Here is an 18,601-nt window from a genome sequence, read left to right as displayed (position 1 = left end):
TGGCTGTCTCATACCGCATCTGCGCAACACCCCCGACTGTTCGACCGCCGCCCGTCGGCGATCCCGTCACTCCGGCAATGCGCCGCCAGCATTAGCCGTCGCGAGTTGTGTAGCTGAGTTGTTCAGCTGAGTTTCAGCTTTCACCCGCCTGGTGTCCGCGCGACATCAGCGTGTTTCTTCTCCATCGAATCCGCGAATTTACGCGGCGCGCTCAAGCCCTCGCTATCGGGCCTGCGCTAACTTTTTCAATGGCGGCGCGCCTTTCCGGTGCTGCGCTGCCCGGCCTGCGGTGCCGCGCGTAACACGCGTGACATGCCGGCCACGTATTACAGGACATCTATGCTAATGAACTCGGCAGTCAAGACGTACAAAGGTTATGAGATTCACCCGCTCGTCTATCCGCGCCGCCCCACCGACGGCCAGACGAGCCGCAATCCGGACGCGGGCTACGACGCGTCGGTGCGCATTTGCCGCGTGGGCGCGAATCCGGCCGCCGAGGGCCGCGTGTTCCGCCTCCAGTATCTGTTTCCGTTCGACGGCACCGGCAAGGCGCGCATCGCGTGCATGGCTCACGCCGAGCAACTGATCGACGGCCGCGTGGACGGCCAGTCGGTCGCCGATCTTTGAGCGGTCACGGCGGCGCATAAGCCGTTGCCGCACGGCGGGCCTGCCGCCCGCTTGCAACCGTATCTGATGCAGCGCCGCCCGCAAGGCGTCGCGCAAACCCTTATCCCATCGACCAGGAGTTATGCATGGCGAAAGAAGAACTGCTTGAACTTGACGGTATCGTCGACGAAGTACTTCCGGACAGCCGTTACCGCGTGACGCTCGACAACGGCGTCGTGGTTGGCGCTTACGCGTCCGGACGCATGCGCAAGAACCACATTCGTATTCTCGCGGGTGACCGCGTGACGCTGGAACTGTCGGTCTACGACCTGACCAAAGGCCGGATCAACTTCCGTCACAAAGACGAGCGTGCAGGCGGCGGCGCCGCGCGCAGCAATTCGCAATTCCGTCGCCGTTAAGGCGAGCGGCACGCGCCGGCGGTTTTTTGCGCGTGCCTGCGTGGGCCTCTGCCTTGCGGCCCTGGAGTAACGTTGTACGCGAAGCCATTGGCGCGCCTTCTCGAGTTCGGCCCGGTTCGAACCTGAGCGGCGCGCAGCGGCGGCGCTTTTTAGGCGTTTTTTAACGGCGCGTTTTTCGCCGCGTTTTTCAGCCGATTTTTTGTCGCGACGCTCGTCGCGATGTCTTCCGAGCCGTTGCCTGTTGCCTTGCGATTCTTGTCGCGGGTTCTGTTCGTCTCGCCTTCTTAAGAATTCTCAAGAATCGCCCGCTGTGCGCCGCTTCGGTGCATTCGCGACGCATGCCCTTTCCCGGTGCGCCACTCGTCACGAAAAAGCTCGGCCTCAGTGCGTAATCCCTTCGTACACAAGGCTCCGCGGCCACTGGCATCCAAGTTGCTTTAACGATGTTCAGCCGTCGATTGCCACTACCCCATGCTGCGTGTCCTCCTCGTCACCGATACCGATAAGCCGATAGGCGACCTACGTGACGCGCTCGCCAGGCTCGGTTACGAGATGCTGGCCAGCACCGCGACGCCGCACGCGCTGCACAGCGCGGTTCAGAGCGAGCGGCCGGACGTCATCATCATCGATACCGATTCGCCGTCGCGCGACACGCTCGAACAGCTCGCCGTGATGAACGCCACCGCGCCGCGTCCGGTGCTGATGTTCAGCCACGACTCGAACCAGCAGTTGATCCGCGATGCCGTCGGCGCGGGTGTGACCGCGTATCTCGTCGAAGGGCTGGAAACGGAACGGCTCGCGCCGATTCTCGAAGTCGCGCTCGCGCGCTTCGCACAGGAATCGCAACTGCGCGAACGCCTCGCCCAGGTCGAGAACGAACTCGCGGAGCGCAAGCTGATCGACCGCGCCAAACGCCTGCTGATGGATCAGCAGAAAATCACCGAGCACGCCGCCTACGCCACGCTGCGCAAACGCGCGATGAACCAGGGCGTGAAGCTCGCCGAGGTCGCGCGCGCGGTCGTCGCCGCGGCTGAATCGCACAAGTGAAGCATGCCCATGAACTCCGTTAGCTCACTCGTATCTTCGTCGGCTTCGTCGTCGGCATCGCCTGCTTCGTCGTCGGCATCGTCGCTCGCTTCGTCGTCTGCTTCGCCTGCTTCGTCGCTCGCTTCGTCGTCGGCTTCGTCGCCCACATCCGGCCAGCTCGAGAAAACGCACCTTCGCCTCGGCTTCGTCGCGCTGTCCGACGCCGCCCCGCTCGTCGCCGCGAAGCTGCTCGAATTTGGCCACGCGCACGGACTCACGCTCGAACTGTCGCGCCAGCCGTCATGGGCCGCCGTGCGCGACAAGCTGCTGTCCGGCGATCTCGACGCGGCGCATACGCTCTACGGCCTCGTCTACGGCGTGCAACTCGGGCTCGGGGGTCCGCAAACGGACATGGCCGTGCTGATGGTGCTCAACCGCAACGGCCAGGCGGTCACCTTGTCGAACCGTCTCGCCGATGCGCTCGCCGCGCACGGCACGTTGCCGAAGGCGCTCGCCGCGCTCGGCCGCAAGCCGGTGTTCGCGCAGACCTTCCCGACCGGCACGCACGCGATGTGGCTGCATTACTGGCTCGCCGCGCAAGGCGTGCATCCGCTGCGCGACGTGGAAAGCGTGGTGATTCCGCCGCCGCAGATGGTCGCCGCGCTCGCCGAAGACGGGCTCGACGGCCTGTGCGTGGGCGAGCCGTGGAATGCGATGGCCGAAGCGCAAGGCGTCGGCAGAACGGTCGCTTATACGAGCGAAGTGTGGCCCGATCATCCCGAGAAAGTGCTCGCTTGCCGGCGCGATTTCGTCGACGAAAATCCGAACACGGCGCGCGCGCTCGTGCGGACCATGCTCGAAGCGTGCCGCTGGCTCGACGGCCCAGGACATCGCCACGAGATCGCGCGCTGGCTCGCGCGGCCGGAATTTATCGGCATCGACGAAGCATTGATCGCCGCACGTTTCGGCGACGCGATTCCTGAGTCAGTGCCGCACGGTTTGCCGGTGCGTTTCTTCGACGATGGCGCGGTGAACTATCCGCAGCCATTCGAGGGCGCCTGGTTTCTGACGCAATTCGAGCGTTGGGGAATGATCGACGCGCGTGCCGATTACGCGCAAATCGCCGAGCGCATCAATCAGACGCAGTTGTATCGCGAGGCGGCCGCGCAGGTGAAAGTCGCGGTGCCGGCGCAAGAAACCATGCAACGGTTCATGGACGGCGCCACATGGAACAGCACGACGCCGGCAGCGGGTTTCGCACGCAGTTTTCCGATTCACAGATAACGCATCGATAACCCACGGGCAACGCAGCGATAACGCACGAGCCCGCCTCACCCCGCCCCTTGCACAAGCGCCGGAAACCACACGCTCACCACCAGCCCGCCGCCGCGCGCATCGCCCAACTCGACGCGCGCGCCATGAACCCGCGCGATCTCGCGCACAATCGACAACCCCAACCCGCTGCCCTCCACCGCCTGCGTCGCCTCGCTGCGGTAAAAGCGCTCGAATACCGCGTCGCGTTCGCTCGCGGCAATGCCCGGCCCGTTGTCGATCACCTGAAGCAAGGGCTCGCCGTGCTCGCACGCGACCCGCACGGTAATGACCGAGCCATCGCCCGAATAACGGATCGCGTTGTCGATCAGATTGCCCACGAGTTCCGCGAGCAGATCGGATTGCCCCGTCACGTCGAAGCGCGTCTCCTGCTCGAAGCCGAGGTCGATGCCGCGCGAGCGCGCCACCGGCGACCAGTCGAGCGTCACGCTGCGCGCGACCTTGTGCAGCGGCACCGCGGCATGCCTGACCGTGTAGCCGCTGTCCGCATCGAGCCGCGACAGCGACAGCAACTGCTGCACGATACGCACCGCCTGCTGCACCGCGCGGTTCAGCCGCCGCAAATGGACGCCGTGACGCCTCGGGCCCGCATTGTTCGCATCGACGCCATCGAGCCCGCGCTGCGCCAGTTCGGACTCCGCCTGAATCACCGCGAGCGGCGTTTTCAACTGATGCGCGGCGTCGTTGAAAAAGCGCCGCCGCGATAGCTGCATCTTCTGCGTGCGGCCAATGTACTGGTTGATCGAATCGACGAGCGGCGCGACCTCGCTCGGCAAGCCGACGGTATCGAGCGGCGTGGGATCGTCGTCGGCGCGCGCCGCGACTTTCGCCGACAGACGATTGAGCGGCCGCAAGCCGCGCGCGACACCGAGCCACACGATGCCGAGCGCGAGCATCACCAGCAAGCCTTCCTGTTGCAGCGAGCCGGTGAGGATCTCGCGCGCCAGCGCCTGGCGCGCCTCGATCGTTTCGCCGACTCTCACCAGCACCACGCGCGTTTGCGCACTCGGCACGTCGTGCACCGGCAGCCGCAGCATCGCGATGCGCAGCGGCCGGCCGCGAAATACATCGTCATAAAACTGCACGCTGTACGGCTCGGCCGGCACCTTCTTCGTCTCCGGCAGATCGGGATAACCGGTCACCACACGGCCATGTTCCTCGCGAATCTGATAGTAGATGTTGCCGCCGCCATTCGATTCGAACATCTCGAGCGCGAGATAAGGCAAGTCGACTTCGATGCGTCCTTCGCGCAGACGCACGCCGTCGCGGATCGAGCGCAACGAAAATTCGAGCGTGCGATCGAATGCCGCATGTGCCGCGTTCATTGCGCGTTGATAGGTGAGCCAGGCATCCAGCGCGAGCAGCAATAACAGCGGCACCAGCAGCCATAGCGCGACCCGCACGCGCAGATTCGGCCGCGTCATGGCGTCCTGGCTTCCAGCAGATAGCCGAGCCCGCGCAGCGTGACGATGCCGACCGAACTGCGCTCGAGCTTCTTGCGCAAACGGTACACGTAGATTTCGATCGCATCGGCATTCACCGATTCGTCGAGCCCGAAAATTTTCTCCGACAGCGTTTCCTTGTTGATCGCGCGGCCGTTGCGCAGGATCAATACTTCGAGTACCGAACGTTCGCGCGGCGTGAGCGCGAGCGGCTCGCCGTCGAGCGTGAAGCCGCGATCGACGCTGTCGTAAACCAGCGTGCCGCATTGCGCGACCGATGCCTCCTGACCATGACCGCGGCGCAGCAGCGCACGCGCGCGCGCTTCGAGTTCGGTGAGCGCGAAAGGCTTCGCGAGATAGTCGTCGGCGCCGAGATCGAGGCCGCGCACGCGCTCTTCCACCGAACCATGCGCGGTCAAGATGAGCACCGGCACGGCATTGCGCCGCGCGCGCAAACGGCGCAGCACTTCGAGGCCGTCGAGCTTCGGCAAGCCGATGTCGAGGATCACGAGCGCGTAGTCTTGCGTGCGCAATACGTGATCGGCAGATTCGCCGTCATGCATGCAGTCGACAGTGAGTTTGGCATTGGTCAGCGCGTCGGTTAACGAGCGGGAAAGAATCGGATTGTCTTCGACGAGCAGCACACGCATGAACAGAATCCCAGGGAAATCCATGAGGCGAATTCGTCCATTGTGACGCATTTCCCTCGCAAATTGAAAGCGTTCAGAAAGCGCGCGTCTCTTACCATTCGCCTTCACAAAATCAACATGATGTTTTCTGGAGGAAGACGTGCATATCTCTTTAAAGCTTCTCGCCGCCGCTGCCGCATTCGCCGCACATTCGACATGGGCAGCGTTCCCAGCCGGCTATCCCGGCGATTATCAGGCCACTGTCGACGCAGCGAAAAAAGAAGGAAAACTGATCGTCTACTCGGTCACGGACACCGCGCTCGTGCGTCCGCTGATCAAAGACTTCGAAAGCCTGTACGGCGTGAAAGTCGAGTACAACGACATGAACAGCACCGAGCTGTACAACCGCTACATCAGCGAAAACGCGGCGAGCAGCACGAGCGCCGACGTGCTGTGGAGCTCGGCCATGGACCTGCAGGTGAAGCTCGTCAACGACGGCCTGATGGCGACTTACGAATCGCCCGAGGCGAAGCAGTTGCCGCAATGGGCGCAGTACCAGAAGCAGGCGTACGGCACGACCTATGAACCGCTCGCGATCGTCTACAACAAGCGCCTTTTGTCCGCGGGCGAAGTGCCGCAGACGCGCGCCGACCTCATCAAGCTGCTGCAATCGAAGCCCGATCAGTTCAAAGGCAAGGTCACGACTTACGACATCGAGAAGTCCGGCGTCGGCTTTAACTATCTGACGCAGGACGCGCGCGTGAACCCGCAGGTCACGTGGGATCTCGTCAAGGCAATGGGCGCGACCGGCCCGAAACTGCAATCGAGCACCGGCGCGATGATGGAGCGCATTTCGTCGGGCGAAAACCTGATCGGCTACAACATTCTCGGCTCGTATGCGCTCACCAAGGCCAAGAAAGATCCCTCCATCGGCTATGTCTATCCGAAGGACTACACGCTGGTGGTGAGCCGCCTCGTCACCATTTCGAAGAAGGCGAAAAGCCCGAACGCCGCGAAGCTGTGGGTCGACTATCTGCTGTCGCAGCGCGGCCAGACCCTGCTCGCGAATCAGGCGAGTTTGTTCTCGATTCGCTCCGACGTGGAAGGCGAAACGTCGATGGCCGGCCTCACGAAGCAACTCGGCGATTCGTTAAAGCCGATTCCTATCGGCGCGGGCCTGCTGGTTTATCTCGATCAGTCCAAGCGCCTTGAATTCCTCAAGCAATGGCAACAGTCGATCAAGCGCTAAACCGTCGCGCCTGACATAGAGGCGCACACGTTCGCGCCGCCACGCGCGAACGTCTCTGCTTTTTCGTTGAACACCTGCCGATATGCGGCTTTTGCGCCGCAGGGGGACACTCATGCTTTTTACTAGCGCAACCGGGCCTCGCGACGCCGCGCCGCTCGCGGCTGACGACGGCCCCATCGGCGCATTGCCGCGCGGCCGTCTGCAACCGTTGGCGGGGATGCTGCGCTGGCTCGTCGTCGCCGTGCTGACGGTCGCCGTGGCGCTGCCGCTCGGCTTCATCCTGTTTCAGAGCGTGCTCAATGCGCCTTTCTTCGACGCTAACCGCACGCTCGGCCTCACCGGCTTCGAGTTTATCTTCAGTGATCCTGATTTCTGGTCCGCGCTGAAGAACTCGTTCGTGATCGCGAGCGGCATGCTGTTCATTTCGATTCCGCTCGGCGGCATTCTCGCGTTCCTGATGGTTCGCACCGACCTGCCCGGCCGCCGTTGGCTCGAGCCGTTGCTGCTCACGCCTGTCTTCGTTTCGCCGATGGTGCTCGCGTTCGGCTATGTCGTCGCGGCCGGTCCGGTCGGCTTCTATTCGGTCTGGTGGAAAACGCTGTTCGGCAGCGCCGAAGCGCCGTGGACCGTGTACTCGATTCTTGCGATCACGGTGATCGTCGGCCTCACGCATGTGCCGCACGTGTACCTGTATTCGTCGGCGGCGCTGCGCAATCTCGGCTCGGACGTCGAAGAAGCCGCGCGCGTCGCGGGCGCGCGCCCGTTTCGCGTCGCGCTCGACGTGAGCCTGCCGATGACCTTGCCCGCCCTGCTCTTCGCCGGCGTGCTGGTGTTCTTCCTCGGCTTCGAAGTGTTCGGCCTGCCGCTCGTGCTCGGCGATCCCGAAGGCCACCTCGTGCTCGCCACTTATCTGTACAAGCTCACCAACAAGCTCGGCGTGCCGTCGTATCACCTGATGGCCGCGGTCGCCGTGTGCATTGTCGCGATTACGTTTCCGCTCGTGCTGCTGCAACGCAGCCTCCTCAAGCGCGCGAACCGCTTCGTCACCGTGAAAGGCAAGGCCGGACGGCAGACCGTGCTGCCGCTCGGCGCATGGCGTTGGGTCGCGCTCGCGATCGTCGCGCTGTGGCTCTTGTTGACCGTGTTCGTGCCGATCTCGGGCATCACGCTGCGCGCGTTCGTCACCAATTGGGGCGAAGGCGTGAATCTCGCCGACGTGCTCACGCTCGCCAACTTCACCGAACTGTTCGAACAGGACAACCTGGTTCGCGCGATCCTCAACACGCTCGGCATCGGCATATTCGGCGGCGCGCTCGCGGTGGGCTTCTATTCGCTCGTGGCGTTCGCCGGCCATCGCCGCAACGACTGGGCGACGCGCCTGCTCGATTACCTCGTGCTGCTGCCGCGCGCGGTGCCCGGTCTGCTCGCCGGCCTCGCGTTCCTGTGGATCTTTCTCTTCGTGCCGGGCGTGAAAGAGCTGAAGAACTCGATGTGGAGCATCTGGATCGCGTACACGGTCGTCTGGCTCGCGTACGGCATGCGCCTGATTCAAAGCGCGTTGCTGCAAGTCGGCCCCGAACTCGAGGAAGCGGGACGCAGCGTCGGCGGCACGCGAGCGCGCGTCAGTCTCGACGTCACGCTGCCGCTCGTGCGCTTCGGCCTGCTCGCCGCATGGCTACTGATCTTCATGATCTTCGAGCGCGAATATTCGACCGCCGTTTATCTGCTGTCGCCCGGCACCGAAGTGATCGGCGCGCTGCTCGTGTCGCTGTGGGCGACCGGCGCGGTCGATCAGGTCGCGGCGCTTTCTGTCATCAACATCGCGATGGTCGGCGCCGGGCTCGGCGTGGCCCTGCGCTTCGGAGTGAAACTTCATGGATAAGCTCTCGGTCGACAACCTCTTTCTGAGCTATGGCGACAACCCGATTCTCAAGGGCGTGTCGTTCGAACTGAATCCGGGCGAAGTGGTGTGCCTGCTCGGCGCGTCGGGCAGCGGCAAGACGACGCTGCTGCGCGCGGTCGCCGGTCTGGAGCAGCCTTCGTCGGGGCGCATCGAACTCGACGGCAAAGTGTTCTTCGACGGCGCCACGCACGCCGATCTGCCGGTCGAGCAGCGCTCGCTCGGTCTCGTGTTTCAGTCGTATGCGCTGTGGCCGCATCGCACCGTCGCGGAAAACGTCGGCTATGGATTGAAGCTGCGGCGCGTGTCGGCGGCCGAGCAGAAAAAGCGCGTGCAAGGCGCGCTCGATCAACTCGGTCTCGGTCATCTGGCCGCGCGCTATCCGTATCAACTTTCCGGCGGCCAGCAGCAACGCGTCGCGATTGCGCGCGCGCTCGTCTACAACCCGCCCGTCATTCTGCTCGACGAACCGCTGTCGAACCTCGACGCCAAATTGCGCGAGGAAGCGCGCGCCTGGCTGCGCGAACTGATCGTGTCGCTCGGTCTCTCGGCGCTTTGCGTGACGCACGATCAGACCGAAGCGATGGCGATGTCCGACCGCATCCTGCTGCTGCGCAATGGCCGTATCGAACAGGAAGGCACGCCCGCGGAACTGTACGGCGAGCCGCGTTCGCTTTACACCGCGGAATTCATGGGCAGCAACAACCGTATCGACGCGCGCGTGGCCGCGATCGACGGCGAGCGCGTGACATTGGCCGGCGACGGCTGGCAATTGCAGGCGCAAGCGCGCGAAGCGCTGACGGCCGGCCAGCAGGTGCAGGCGGTGATTCGCCTCGAGCGCGTGCAGGTCGCCGACGGTCCGGGCGCGAATCGCCTCGAAGCGGACCTGATCACGTCGATGTATCTCGGCGACCGCTGGGAGTACCTGTTTCATTGCGGCGAGCTGCGTCTGCGCGCATTCGGCAACGTGCCGCGCGCGGCCGGGCGCCACTGGATCGAATTCCCCGCGAACGATTGCTGGGCGTTCGCCCACGCGAGCTGACGCACTCACCCACCGAAGTAAAAAAACCAGCTACAGGAGACTGTCGATGAAGTTGAGCATCAAAAGAACGACCTTCGGCGCGAGCCGCGCAGGCCTCGCGTATTTCGCGGGCTTTGCGGGACTCGCCGCATTCGCGACAGGCGCGCACGCGCAATCGAGCGTGACGTTGTACGGCATCGTCGATGCGGGCGTCGAATACGTGAATCATGCGAGCGCGGACGGCGGCGCAACGCGTCTCGTGTCGGGCGGCAAGAACACGTCGCGCTGGGGTCTGCGCGGCGTCGAGGATCTCGGCGGCGGATTGAAGGCCGTGTTCCAGTTGGAAAGCGGCATCAACATCGCGAATGGCCAGTTCGACGACGGCCCCGGCGCGATCTTCGACCGGCGCGCGACCATCGGCCTGAAGAACCGCTTCGGCCAAATCACGCTCGGCCGCAATTTCACGACCACGTACGACTACATGCTGCAGTTCGACCCGATGGGTTATGCGCCGAACTACTCGTGGGCGACCTCATCGACGGCAACGGGCGGCCGCAAGGACGGGCTGTTCTCGCGCTCGGCCAACGCCGTGCGCTACGACGGCAATTTCGCCGGCTTTAAATTCGGCGCGATGTACGGCTTCGGCAATGTGCCCGGCAGCATGAAGTCGAGCTCGAAATACGACTTCGGCCTCGGCTACGAGAACGGCCCGTTCGCCGCCGTGGTCACCTTCGACCGTCAGAACGGCGCGAACGACAGCGTCACGCCCGCGGACACCACCAACTATATTCAGGGCATACATGCGGGCTTGAGTTACGACTTCGGCCCGGTCAAGGCAATGGCCGGCTATCGCAACTATCGGCGCACCTTCCACACGGCCACGCCGACGCTGCGCAGCGACATGTACTGGATCGGCGGTCAATACGAGGTGACGCCGTTCTTCTCGCTGTTCGGCGCTGTTTATCATCAGGACATCAAGAACGCGAGCGACGCCGACCCGACGCTCTTTTCGCTGCGCGGCCAGTACGCGTTGTCCAAGCGCACGGTGCTGTATCTCGCGGGTGGGTATGCGATGGCGAAGCATGGCAACGCCGTCAGCCTGTCGCGCGATCTGACCGGCGCGGCGGATACGCAAGCGGGTGTGACGGCGGGTATTCAACATCGGTTTTGAGCGGCCGAGTTTAGTTCGCGTGTGACTTGCGACGCGAATACATGGCGCTCCGCCGCGATCAGCGCATCGTGGCGGAGCAAAAAAAGGCCCGACGCGCGGCCGAGCCTGTAAAAGATGGTAGCGCCAGTGCACGGCGATCATTCGACAAGACATGAAGCCGCTGCACAGACACCACCATCTGCGTGGACTGGTAAAAAGTTTTCCGTCAGGAAGAAGTCCCCGGTAAAGGACTCGAAACGAGAACCGCGGCGACAATAAGCACACCGGCCAGCACGACCGACTCAATCTGAAGTACTCGCGCAAAGCGCCTCAATGCAACGCGCGACTGCATCGCATGCGAGCCCTTCAATGACATGAGTACTTTCGGCATTTCAACGATCCGGTTATGTCCTCCAAGCGCCGCTGCAATCAGCACAAGCGCGAGCTTCAGCACAAGAACCTGCCCGTAAGTCGACGTCCAGAGATTGACGGGACTGTTCACGCCGCGCCAACCGTTGTACGTGCCCGTGATAGCCAGCATCGCGAGCGCAACAGTGGCCGCGTTTGAAAGCGATTGCACGAATGCCGCGCTATTGGGCGCGTCGTCTTCCGGGGCCTTGCCTATTCGCGGCACGACGATACTGGCCGCGACAAGCACGAGGCCGACCCATACGCTGATAGCAAGCACGTGTACCCAGTCTGCCCATACCGGCCGCGAAAAGGTACCGGCATCGACCGGATGTCCCGTATTGCTTCTCGCGAGGGCCGCGCCCGCAGTGGCGAGTGCAATGACGACTGCGTATGGTCCACGCTTATGCACGTTCGCCAGCAGAAGCAGAAAAACGATCAGCAACAGAACACAGTTCACGAGCCAGGCATGACCGAACCCGGTCTCCTTCAGCATCGATACGACTGCCGGCCCCGCTTCAGTCAAAGAGGATTCACTCATTAGCGCGCAGTGAGCCCAGAAAGCCGAAAAGCTCGAAAGCAACGCAACTAATGCCGAAATCCTCATGGTCGTCAGGAGTCGCCGACTGACGCCCGACTGCCATCGCGACGCGCGTCGCGACAACCACATGTCACTCAGCATCGCTCCGATAAGCACGGCAAAGCTCACGTTTTGCAGCGCTACCGATATCAGCCGGACAACGCCGAGGAAGCCTTCGTTCATCACTTCACCGCGAATGTGTAGATGCCTTTGGTCTTGTGCGCGTCATGCGTCATCACAGCCCATTGCACGGTGTACGCACCCGAAGCGAGCTTCGGGATCGCGACGGCCAGTACGCGCGGATTGGCGGCGTCGACGGTTGCTTTTTCTTTAGTAACGGGCGCGCCGCTCGCATCGGCGACCTTGATCGTGCTGAATGATGATTCGAGGTCCTCGTTGAACGTCAGCCTGAGTAAGTCGGGCGATACATCGACTGTGCTGCCCGCCGCCGGCGTCGCCGTTTCCAGCTTGCCGTGCGCAAGCGCGAGCGCGGGTGAAAGCATGAGTGCAGTGGTTGCGACCGCACCAAAGAACGTTTTTCGCATGTTGGTATTCATGATGTTGCCTCCCGGAATTTAACCAGGGCGCCGTGCGTGCGTCATGGGCGGCGCCCATTGCATGTCACTGCTTTTGCAGGCTCGTCACGGTCAGTGAGCCATCGACTTCTTCGGCGACGAAATCGATCTTGTCGCCGACCTTCACCTGAGACAACATCGCCGGGTCTTTAACCTTGAAAACCATCGTCATGGCTTCCATGCCAAGGTTCTCCAGGGGACCGTGCTTGATGGTGAGTTTGCCCGCGGCGGTATCCACCTTTTTAACTTCGCCATGCGACATGCTTTTGTTCGCGTCCGCGTTCACGTCCGCGCTTTGCTGTGCGCCACTCGCCATGTTCATGCTTCCCATATCGGCGGCTGCATAAGCGGTCGCGGAAACCGAAACAGCACAACACATTGCAATGAAAGCCACTACGTTCTTCATACGTTCCCTCAACAGTCAAAGTGATAAAGAATCCGGCCGAGTCCAATCATCCGGCTTCGGGCTAATTCAGCTTTCCGGCATTTCGCCGGTGTACTCGTACGCCACGGTTCCCTTCGGGTGTTTGAACCAGCCGGGGTCGCGATAATCGTTGCGGCCGAGACCGTCGCGCACTTTCACGACGCTGAACATGCCGCCCATTTCCAGCGGGCCAAATGGGCCTGTACCCGTCATCATCGGCAGCGTGTTGTCCGGTAATGGCATTTCCATATTGCCCATCGCGCCGCCGGTCGCGCCCATCGCCATGTAGTCCGGCACCAGCTTGTTGATGCGCTTCGCGAGATCTTTTTGCGGCACGCCGATCAGGTTGGGAACCTGATGCCCCATTGCATTCATCGTGTGATGCGACTTGTGGCAATGAAACGCCCAATCGCCGGGCCGGTTAGCGGTGAACTCGATCGCGCGCATCTGACCGACCGCGACGTCGGCGGTGACTTCGGGCCAACGCGCGGACGGAGGAATCCATCCGCCATCGGTTCCTGCCACCTCGAAGCTGTATCCGTGAAGATGGATCGGATGATTGGTCATCGTCAGATTGCCGAAGCGAATGCGCACCCGGTCGCCGGTGCGAACGGGCAATGGATCGATGCCCGGAAACACACGCGCATTCCACGTCCACATGTTGAAGTCCGTCATTTCGTTCACGCGTGGCGTGAAGCTCCCCGGGTCGATGTCGTAGGCCGACATCAGGAACACGAAGTCGCGGTCGACCGGCATGACGCGGCGATCCTTCGGATGAACGATGAACGTGCCCATCATGCCCATCGCCATCTGCACCATCTCGTCGGCATGCGGGTGATACATGAATGTGCCGTGTTTCTCGAGCTGAAACTCGTAGACGAATGTCTTGCCAGGCGGAATATGCGGTTGCGTCAGACCGCCGACGCCGTCCATTCCGCACGGCAGCAGCATCCCGTGCCAGTGAACGGTCGTGTGTTCCGGCAGCTTGTTGGTCACGAAGATGCGGACCTTGTCGCCTTCCACGGCCTCGATGGTCGGGCCAGGCGCCTGGCCGTTGTAGCCCCACAGATTTGCCTTCATGCCCGGCGCCATTTCGCGCACGACCGGCTCGGCGATCAGATGAAACTCCTTCCATCCGTTCTTCATGCGCCACGGCAGCGTCCAGCCATTGAGTGTGGCAACGGGCGTATAAGGCCGGCCATTGGGCGGGACGAGCGGCGGCTGCGTGGCGGTTTTTTGCATCGTTGGCGCTTCCGGAAGCGAAGCCGCGCCCGCCTTGCTGACCAGCGCTGCACCGAGCAGCGCGGCGCCTGAGCCGCCAAGAAAATTTCGACGTGACACCATGTTCATTTACCTTCTGAATTCGTCGGCGACGCCGGTTGAGTTGCGGACATCGCGGCAAGCGGCGGCAGACGGCCACCAAGCGACTGCTGCAGGTCCGTCTCGGCAACCCAGTAATCTTTGAGCGCATCGATATATCCGTTGACGGCCGCGACCTGATCGCGCGAATCGGCGAGCAGTTCGAACACGCTCGCGAGCATGCCGTTGTAGCGCAGCAGCATTTCGTCCGAGATGGTCTTGCGCACGGGCACGACTTCATCGCGGTAATGCTTCGCGACGTCATAGCTCGTGACGTAAGCGGAATACGACTCGCGTACTTCGGAGCGTGCATCGATTGCCGTCTGTGCAAGCCGGTTAGCCGATTGCATATAGATGGCTTCGGCGCGTGCGGTCTTTGCACTGCCCCAGTCGAAGAGCGGGATCTCGACGCTGATTTCGTAGCCGCGCTCATGTCCCTTGTCGGTCTCGAAGTTGTTGAGATAGCCGACGTCGAGTGCATTGACGAAGCGCGTTGCTTTCGTCAGTCCCAGAGAACTGGCAACGCTTTCCGTTCTCAGCTTCGCGGCCTGAATGTCCAGCCGATTTCGCATCGCAAAGCTCTCGAGATCGTCGAGTTGCGGCTTTTCCTTTGGCAGTTCCGGCAGACGGTCGGGCAGTTCGAATTGCGTTCCCGAACCCCATAAGCCGATCGCGCGCGTGAGCTTCTCGCGCGCCATGACTGATTGCTGCCGGGCCTTTGCGAGTTGCGCGACGGACTCGGCATAAAACGCCTGCTCGCGCGCGTAGTCGAGTCTGCTGAAGTTGCCCGCCTGGCGCATGCGCAGCGCGAGTTCCGCGCCGGCTTCGGCCGAGTCCTTGACCTGCTCCGCGTAGAGCGCAGCCTGTTGCGCAGCCACCGCGTTCACATAAGCCTTGCGGGCGTCGGCGGCCACGGCAAGCATCGCATTGGCCGTCTCGAGCTTCGTCTGCTCGAACCGCCGGCCTTCGACGCGTGTCGCCAAAGGCAGCGTAAGCAGACCGAGCACGCCCATCGAGAAAGTACGGCTAATGCCGAATCCATCGCTCCAGTGCGTTCTGCTGAACGTGAAGCCCGGATTCGGCAGACGGCCCGCCTGCACGAGGTCGGCCTCCGAGACGCCCAGCTCTCCGTATGCCGCCTGAAGTCCGCGGTTGTTCAGCAACGCGAGTTGCACCGCGTCGTCCATGCCGAGCGGCTTTGACAGCAGTTCCCGCGTACGCTTGAAAACGGCTTCGCGGTCCTCGTCGGTCTTCACATAGACCGCATCCTTGCCGAGCCGCTGCGATGCAGTCGTCGATACGGCGCCGAAGCCGCCGTCGTTTGAAAACGTTGTGCAGCCGGTGAGCAGAATCGCCGCGACGGCGATGCACGCGACGCGGGTCTGCGCGAGGTGACGCATCATTTGGAGTCGCCTCCATGCTCGGATGCCGCATTCGCGTGCTGCCCGTGTTTCGCGTGTTTCGCACCAGTCGCTGCCCGGCTCGGTGCGACGTCGCGATTGAGCTGTTGCCAGCTCGGTGCTTCTCCATCGTGCCAGGGCTTGTAACCGTCGAATGCCGACGACGTTGCAGGCGGCGGCACCGACGCTCCCGCATCGGCCGGGTCCGGCAAGGTCGTCGCGGCGTGCGCGAGCAGCGGCAACGCCGCGGCCGCGCCAAGCAGCGCCACAGAAATTTTTCGCATGAGTTGTTCTCGTCGTGAATCATCCGGAGGCCGGTTGCCGGTCTCCAGGAACATGCCTCTGCAGCGAACGGCTGCGAGGGCGCGGACTAGACGAGAATCGAGCGGGGAGGTCGTTCAATGCCGCCCGTGAGGAACGACACGACGGGCGCGGAAGAAGACGGGGACAAGAAGAAGTGAGCGGTTTCAGCCGTGGGCGGCAGGATCGGCACGAACAGCATGACTGCACCGGAACAGCACGATGCGCAGGTTGCGCACGCGTGCGCTTGATGACCATCGTGGTGATGATCGCCGCTTGCGTGAAGATGCTCTGCACCGGACATGGCTGCATGATGCTCGCCGCCTTCCGGCGCAACATGCGCACTATGATGATGCGCCTGGCCGACGCCACACTTCATTGCGACGGCCGCGAACGACTGAGCCGGAAGGCTCAGTGCAAGCAGAACGACGATGAAGAGTTTGCGCCAGTAGTACATGGGGCCGGAGTCTAGCACGCGATTTTGGGCGGTTGTAAGCTGAAACGTGTCAACGCGTAACGGCACGGCGACGCTCAGGACCAAAGCTTACTGCGGGCCTTCTGACGCCGCGATGGCCACGAGATGACTGATTTTTCATGCTCGCGAAGATGAAAAAAATGTCATGCTCCCGTCATCTCACGACTGCCGAGCCATGTCTAAGCTGACCACACTCCCCTCCTTCCGCGAAAAGATGAACCGTTGACCGATGCGCATACTCATTATCGAAGACGAGCCGAAGATGACCGCCTATCTCAGGAAGGGACTGGTCGAGGCGAGCTTTACGGTGGACACTGCCGACAACGGCGTCAACGGTCTGTTCCTCGCGTTGCACGAGGAATTCGATCTGATCGTACTCGACGTGATGCTTCCCGGAATAGACGGCTTCGAGTTGCTTCGACGGCTGCGTAAGGAGAAGCAGACGCCGGTTCTTCTGCTGACCGCGCGCGACACGGTCGCGGACAAAGTCGAAGGTCTCGAGTTGGGCGCGGACGACTATCTGTCGAAGCCTTTCGCCTACGCCGAGTTCCTCGCCCGAATCCGTTCGCTGCTGCGGCGGGCGCCACGCGCGGTCAAGGACGTGCTGCGCATCGCCGATATGGAAGTCGACTTCATCAAGCGCCGGGTGAAGCGCGGCGATCTGCGCATTGACCTCACGGCGCAGGAGTTTTCGCTATTGCAATTGTTAGCCGAAAGGCAGGGCGAAGTACTGACGCGCACCTTCATCACGTCGCAGATCTGGGACATGAATTTCGACAGCGATACCAACGTGGTCGATGCCGCCGTCAAACGCCTGCGTGCAAAAATCGACAACTCGTTCGAGACGAAGCTGTTGCACACGGTCCGTGGAATGGGCTACGTACTCGAGGATCGTTCGTGACCGCGAGGAAGGTTCCCTATTCGCTTCTCAAGCGATTGACCGCTGCATTCGCGGTAGCGGCCCTTATCGTATTTGCGCTCATGGGTGCATTCCTTTATCGCTCGCTGTCGCAGGAATTGCAGCGGCGCGACGACATTGAGATCATCGGCAAGCTCGCGCAGTTTCAGCAGCTCGTGCGCGATGCCGGATCGATTCACGCAGTTAAAGCGGCGCCCGCAATTTTCCATGAAGTGCTGCTGTCGCATCCCGGCGTCTATCTCGGCATTTTCGACGCGCAGAATCGCGTGCTGGTAGAGCACGTTGGCCAGGAACATCTTGATCTTGCGGCTGCGTTTTCCGGCAAGCACGCTGGCGGCAGTCCGTTCACCTGCGAGATCGCGTCAATAGGTTCATCGCGCTGCATCTTCTCCGGGGCAACGCTGCCGTCGCATGAAACCGTGCGTGTGGTGCTGGTGCGCGCCGCCTCCGACCGGCAATCGCTTCTCAACAGCTATCGCGTCGACGTGCTGATTGCCGTCGCGCTCGGCGCCGCGCTCGTCAGCACCGTTGGCTATGCCGTTACGCGGCGAGGACTGTCGCCGGTTAAAAGCATCGGCCGTCAGACTTCACGCATCGAGGCGCACAATCTGAGCGAGCGGCTCGATATACACGGCGGACCCGTCGAGCTTCAGGCTATTGCGCTATCGGTCAACCGGATGCTCGACCGGCTGGAACGCGCATTCGTGCGTCTGTCGCAGTTCTCATCCGACCTCGCACACGACATGCGAACACCGCTCGCCAATGTCATCAGCTCGTCGCAGGTCACGCTGTCTCGCACGAGAACCATCGACGAATACGAAGCACTGATCGACTCGAATATCGAAGAGTGCGAGCGGCTTCAGCGGATGATCGAGAACATGCTGTTTCTCGCGCGCAATGAAAACGCGCAGCAGCTTATTCATGTGGTCAAACTGGACGCAACGAGCGAATTGAGTAGGCTCGCATCGTATTTTCAGGGCCTCGCGGAAGAAGCCGGCGTGAATCTCGCCGTGAATGGAAATGCACAATTATCCGCAGATGCGACGCTGTTCCGACGCGCTGTCAGCAACCTGATGTCCAACGCACTCGACCATGCTTTTGCGGGCTCTTGCGTCGAGTTGCGCTCGTTCGAATCGCCGAAGTACTCCGTCGTCGAAGTAACCAACCGGGGGCATGCGATTGCGCCCGAACACGTCGAGCGGATTTTCGAACGTTTCTATCGCGTCGACGCGTCGCGGCACCGTTCGGCGCGAAACGCGGGTCTCGGCCTTGCTATCGTCAAATCGATCATGGAATTGCATCGTGGCAAAGTCGAGGTCGCGAGCAATGACGAGCGCACCACTTTCACGTTGTACTTTCCGCGTCCGGTCGACGTATAGCCAGTTCA

General features: G+C 62.2%; 19 protein-coding genes. 11 read left to right on the top strand and 8 right to left on the bottom strand.

Features of this window, described 5'->3' with window-relative positions:
* The first annotated feature begins 345 nt into the window (after positions 1 to 345).
* The 4 genes from P0D87_RS04125 to P0D87_RS04110 all read left to right on the top strand — a co-directional run bounded on the left by P0D87_RS04125 (position 346) and on the right by P0D87_RS04110 (position 3,335).
* Positions 346 to 627 carry a hypothetical protein gene (locus P0D87_RS04125; RefSeq protein ID WP_029965846.1) on the top strand — a complete coding sequence of 94 codons (282 nt, stop codon included), beginning with the start codon at positions 346 to 348 and terminating at the stop codon, positions 625 to 627.
* A 125-nt stretch (positions 628 to 752) separates the two neighbouring features.
* On the top strand, positions 753 to 1,025 hold the full coding sequence (gene infA / locus P0D87_RS04120) for a translation initiation factor IF-1 (protein ID WP_006046712.1): 273 nt from the start codon (positions 753 to 755) through the stop codon (positions 1,023 to 1,025).
* A 471-nt stretch (positions 1,026 to 1,496) separates the two neighbouring features.
* A complete protein-coding gene (locus tag P0D87_RS04115; RefSeq protein WP_006046711.1) occupies positions 1,497 to 2,072 on the top strand; it encodes an ANTAR domain-containing response regulator in 576 nt (191 codons plus the stop codon).
* A 3-nt stretch (positions 2,073 to 2,075) separates the two neighbouring features.
* On the top strand, positions 2,076 to 3,335 hold the full coding sequence (locus P0D87_RS04110) for a CmpA/NrtA family ABC transporter substrate-binding protein (RefSeq protein WP_053859263.1): 1,260 nt from the start codon (positions 2,076 to 2,078) through the stop codon (positions 3,333 to 3,335).
* A gap of 47 nt (positions 3,336 to 3,382) precedes the next feature.
* Here P0D87_RS04110 and P0D87_RS04105 read toward each other — a convergent pair whose 3' ends face one another.
* Positions 3,383 to 4,807, bottom strand: coding sequence for a sensor histidine kinase (locus tag P0D87_RS04105; RefSeq protein WP_053859264.1), 1,425 nt, complete (start codon positions 4,805 to 4,807; stop codon positions 3,383 to 3,385).
* Positions 4,804 to 5,499, bottom strand: coding sequence for a response regulator (locus P0D87_RS04100; protein ID WP_006046708.1), 696 nt, complete (start codon positions 5,497 to 5,499; stop codon positions 4,804 to 4,806). Before P0D87_RS04100 ends, P0D87_RS04105 begins: the two co-directional genes overlap by 4 nt.
* A 115-nt stretch (positions 5,500 to 5,614) precedes the next feature.
* On the opposite strand from P0D87_RS04100, the gene P0D87_RS04095 reads away from it, so the two are divergent.
* From P0D87_RS04095 to P0D87_RS04080, 4 genes are all read left to right on the top strand, one after another.
* Entirely contained in the window at positions 5,615 to 6,703 is a 1,089-nt protein-coding gene (locus P0D87_RS04095) for an ABC transporter substrate-binding protein (RefSeq protein ID WP_006046707.1), read from the top strand.
* A 112-nt stretch (positions 6,704 to 6,815) separates the two neighbouring features.
* Positions 6,816 to 8,585, top strand: coding sequence for an ABC transporter permease (locus P0D87_RS04090; RefSeq protein WP_053859265.1), 1,770 nt, complete (start codon positions 6,816 to 6,818; stop codon positions 8,583 to 8,585).
* The gene (locus P0D87_RS04085) at positions 8,578 to 9,645 is read left to right on the top strand and encodes an ABC transporter ATP-binding protein (protein WP_006046705.1); all 1,068 of its coding nucleotides are present in this window, start codon (positions 8,578 to 8,580) and stop codon (positions 9,643 to 9,645) included. Before P0D87_RS04090 ends, P0D87_RS04085 begins: the two co-directional genes overlap by 8 nt.
* A 46-nt stretch (positions 9,646 to 9,691) precedes the next feature.
* Positions 9,692 to 10,795 carry a porin gene (locus P0D87_RS04080; RefSeq protein WP_006046704.1) on the top strand — a complete coding sequence of 368 codons (1,104 nt, stop codon included), beginning with the start codon at positions 9,692 to 9,694 and terminating at the stop codon, positions 10,793 to 10,795.
* Positions 10,796 to 11,000: 205 nt separating this feature from the next.
* On the opposite strand, the gene P0D87_RS04075 is transcribed toward P0D87_RS04080, so the two are convergent.
* The 6 genes from P0D87_RS04075 to P0D87_RS04050 form a co-directional block, all read right to left on the bottom strand.
* The gene (locus P0D87_RS04075) at positions 11,001 to 11,945 is read right to left on the bottom strand and encodes a CopD family protein (RefSeq protein ID WP_053859266.1); all 945 of its coding nucleotides are present in this window, start codon (positions 11,943 to 11,945) and stop codon (positions 11,001 to 11,003) included.
* Positions 11,945 to 12,319 carry a copper homeostasis periplasmic binding protein CopC gene (gene copC / locus P0D87_RS04070; RefSeq protein WP_006046702.1) on the bottom strand — a complete coding sequence of 125 codons (375 nt, stop codon included), beginning with the start codon at positions 12,317 to 12,319 and terminating at the stop codon, positions 11,945 to 11,947. The genes P0D87_RS04075 and copC overlap by 1 nt, the downstream gene beginning before the upstream one ends.
* Before the next feature lie 64 nt (positions 12,320 to 12,383).
* The gene (locus P0D87_RS04065; protein ID WP_053859267.1) at positions 12,384 to 12,743 is read right to left on the bottom strand and encodes a copper-binding protein; all 360 of its coding nucleotides are present in this window, start codon (positions 12,741 to 12,743) and stop codon (positions 12,384 to 12,386) included.
* Positions 12,744 to 12,809: 66 nt separating this feature from the next.
* Positions 12,810 to 14,105 (bottom strand): multicopper oxidase domain-containing protein, encoded by a 1,296-nt coding sequence (locus P0D87_RS04060; protein WP_053859268.1) that lies wholly within the window; start codon positions 14,103 to 14,105, stop codon positions 12,810 to 12,812.
* 2 nt (positions 14,106 to 14,107) lie between these two features.
* Positions 14,108 to 15,523, bottom strand: coding sequence for a TolC family protein (locus P0D87_RS04055; RefSeq protein ID WP_053859269.1), 1,416 nt, complete (start codon positions 15,521 to 15,523; stop codon positions 14,108 to 14,110).
* Complete coding sequence (locus P0D87_RS04050) at positions 15,520 to 15,804, bottom strand: hypothetical protein (protein ID WP_053859270.1); 285 nt, start codon at positions 15,802 to 15,804, stop codon at positions 15,520 to 15,522. The genes P0D87_RS04055 and P0D87_RS04050 overlap by 4 nt, the downstream gene beginning before the upstream one ends.
* A 266-nt stretch (positions 15,805 to 16,070) precedes the next feature.
* On the opposite strand from P0D87_RS04050, the gene P0D87_RS04045 reads away from it, so the two are divergent.
* The 3 genes from P0D87_RS04045 (at position 16,071) to P0D87_RS04035 (ending at position 18,593) form a co-directional block, all read left to right on the top strand.
* A complete protein-coding gene (locus P0D87_RS04045; RefSeq protein ID WP_171799970.1) occupies positions 16,071 to 16,292 on the top strand; it encodes a hypothetical protein in 222 nt (73 codons plus the stop codon).
* A gap of 232 nt (positions 16,293 to 16,524) precedes the next feature.
* Positions 16,525 to 17,196, top strand: a complete 672-nt coding sequence (locus tag P0D87_RS04040) for a heavy metal response regulator transcription factor (protein ID WP_053859271.1) — start codon at positions 16,525 to 16,527, stop codon at positions 17,194 to 17,196.
* Complete coding sequence (locus P0D87_RS04035) at positions 17,193 to 18,593, top strand: heavy metal sensor histidine kinase (RefSeq protein WP_053859272.1); 1,401 nt, start codon at positions 17,193 to 17,195, stop codon at positions 18,591 to 18,593. The genes P0D87_RS04040 and P0D87_RS04035 overlap by 4 nt, the downstream gene beginning before the upstream one ends.
* Positions 18,594 to 18,601 lie beyond the last annotated feature (8 nt).

The sequence above is a fragment of the Paraburkholderia sp. RL17-368-BIF-A genome, assembly GCF_046054045.1.
GTDB classification, from domain to species: domain Bacteria; phylum Pseudomonadota; class Gammaproteobacteria; order Burkholderiales; family Burkholderiaceae; genus Paraburkholderia; species Paraburkholderia graminis.
The sequence above is the reverse complement of the archived record's forward strand: the minus strand, read 5'-3'. Positions and strand labels throughout refer to the sequence as shown.